This is a genomic window from Ignavibacteria bacterium (genome assembly GCA_016873845.1).
Taxonomy (GTDB): domain Bacteria; phylum Bacteroidota; class Ignavibacteria; order Ch128b; family Ch128b; genus JAHJVF01.
Map to the genome: position 1 here is coordinate 1 of VGVX01000137.1, position 2,829 is coordinate 2,829.

1 protein-coding gene is annotated in these 2,829 nt (G+C 34.5%); it reads right to left on the reverse strand.

Features of this window, described 5'->3' with window-relative positions; genetic code table 11:
* A partial coding sequence (locus tag FJ213_13245) for a class I SAM-dependent DNA methyltransferase (GenBank protein ID MBM4177117.1) occupies window positions 1–1,935 on the reverse strand: 1,935 nt, incomplete at its 3' end.
* Window positions 1,936–2,829: the final 894 nt, after the last annotated feature.

The window sequence follows — 2,829 nt, forward strand, 5'->3', positions numbered from 1 at the left end:
TTTTTCGTTGAACAAATTCTTTTCAACTCCAAGCAGAGAGTTTCCACAGACAATTTTATAATCTAAGTTCGGAAGCGGCTTGATATTACTTATATCGTCCTCATCAACAACAAGTGAGAGCCACAAACGCAGCTTAGCTATTTCTACTGCACCGGGATCAATATCAACTCCATATAGTGAATTTTCGATACACTCTCTTTTGAAGTTGTATGGATTTCTTTTCACATTCTCACCATGCAGATTTTTGTATTCATCTTTTAGGGAGTTCGTCAGAACAAAAAACATGCGTGCTTTAACAATTTCATTCATCATGCCAACCGGAAAAGCTCCGGAGCCAACTGCTGGATCACACATTTTCAATTTTGCAAGCAGCTGATCTATTTCATTTGCGAATGGTCGTAGCTCTATGAAATGCTTATTCTCTTGATACTTTCCAGCATAGCCTTCATTCTTTTCTAATTTTTCCTTTGCCGTACTTAAATATTCTACAAATCTTTCCCCTTCGAGAATTAAAAATTCAATTACTTCTTTGTTTACATTTCCATCAAGTTCGGTCGCTAAATAATTTATCAAACTTTGCTGACACATATAATGAACAATTTCTCTTGGAGTATAATAAACGCCGTATTGTTTATTAAATTTATTTTCTTCACCCTTCTTACCACTTTTGACCTTCGCTCCAGCTACGGCGGGCAGGTTTAATACTTTCAAATACTCATTAAAATTATCAGGACGTATTGCATTAAACTTTTCGTAAGTTTTTCCGAGAAGTTCAGGGTCAATAGCAACTTCTTTTTCAAGTGGTTCGTCTTCTGCTACAGTAAAATTAAATCGGTCGAATACATCGAGTATTCCATCTCCGATATCCCCAACTGAAGTTCTTTTATTATTAGAAAAAAGTTCATTTGGTAGAATTATGTCTGTGTGTACCCAATCGTAACTTCCAATGGGATCGAAAAGTCCACCATTTAGAAAAGGTATTTTGCAATTAAATCTGCTGTAATAATGATCGTCGTGGCTTCTGTCTATTCTCAGTGCTTCATAAAATAAAGGTTCTAAGATTTCATTAAAGAAATTATTGTAATTGCAAAGTTTTTTCTCGAACAGCTCGCGCAAAAATTGCTTTGAACCTTCACCCCAATTTGCATCTCTTGGAACTCCAAACCAACCTTTCTTTTGAAGAAAATAGAGAAAAACAATTTGACCGAGCAGCTTCTTTGAGAAATTAACAGTATCAACACCTTTTGCTTCAAATTCAGCTCTTAGTTTTGAATCGTTCTTTAATACTTTATCGAGTTCTTTTTTTGTTCGAATAAAAAGGTTACGGTATTCAATGAAAAATTCTCTTGTAACGGTTTCTATATTAAAAACTTTTTCAAGACGAGCTAAGGTTGGATTCTGTTCATCGTCTGCAACAATATCTACAAGTTTGCTCTGGGCAGTGTGGCTTTTTTCATTTGAACCGACAAGGAAAGACCATCGCCGTGCTGGAGTGAATTCTTCTTTGACTTTTATTTTTCCAGTCTTAGTCTCTTCAAATTTGTAATCCATTTTTACCAATGAAAATCTCCAGTCGGATTCATTCGGTGATACAAAAGCGACTAATGCCGCATCTTTTAATTGACCACCGCGACTGCCGTTTAAGTACCAGGCAACAAAATTTCTTTGCATTGTGCGCGCACGTTCAAGCGAAGTTTCTCTTTGGAGCTTTATGATAAGTATGTCAATTTTATTTTCGCCGTCATTGTACTTGCCAATCCGCTCAAGCTTTGAGATATATGGTTTGAAAGAATCTGGTATCCACTGCCCTTGATAAGAAGTTGGCGCATCATCAATCTGATTGAGAAGATTTTTAATGAATTTGATAAACCCATTCCTATCGAAAGAATTTTCGAAAGTGTCTTTGATTAATTGACGTGCTTGAAGTTTATCCATTAATATCTAACTTCTAAATTGTATAACCATTACAAATTTTTTAGTGCATTTTCCATACTGCAATTTCATTCAATTGGATAATTTTAATAAAATTAACAATTATTCTCGAGCTAAGTATAAAGATAAAATTACTTCCCTTTTTCCAAATACTGAAGGAATCTGTTCTGCATAATGACTATCGAGAAATCTATCAGAAATGTTTGACTGCAATACAGCAAGGACTTTAAAAGGATTAACAATTTCATTTTTCAGTTTTTCAAGTGCCTTTAAGGTTTCCTTTGTGGCTTGCTTTGGAATACTGCCTTCTTCTAATTGAATTAGAACTTTTCTCAAATACTGTTCTTGGTCGTCGGTAAGCTTTTGAGAATTCTTTAAAGTAGCTTTAACAATTCTCATTACAGCAGAAGCACTATCCCGTCCGGTTCTTCTTAAATCTTGAGGCATTTCCTCAATGGTAGTTAAAATAAATGCTTCTTTGTTTTTGGAAAGAAGTTCATAAAACTCTTCAGGTAATCCTTTCTTCTCTTCCTTGGGATTGCTATCTAAGATTTTAGCGGCTGAAATAAAATCTAATTCAATGGTTGCATAATTAGAATTAGATAAATAGAACTTCTGGATTTTTCCTTTACGAAAATATGTAATTAAAGAATTTTTAATGTCATCTTTCTTTTTAGAGGTTCTTGCTTTTTTGGGAAGCTGTTTTATCTTTTCAAATATTTCAGGTTCATTATCGCGGATGGATTTAATTACGTTTAGATATTTTAATTCACTCTCTTCAGATTCGTCTTCACCTTCGAGTGTTTTTACGGAAATTAATCTGTCAAAAAGTTCATGCGAGCCGATAGGTTCGCCTTCGGTAAGTAATTCAGCATCCCCTCCAAGTAATGTTAGAAA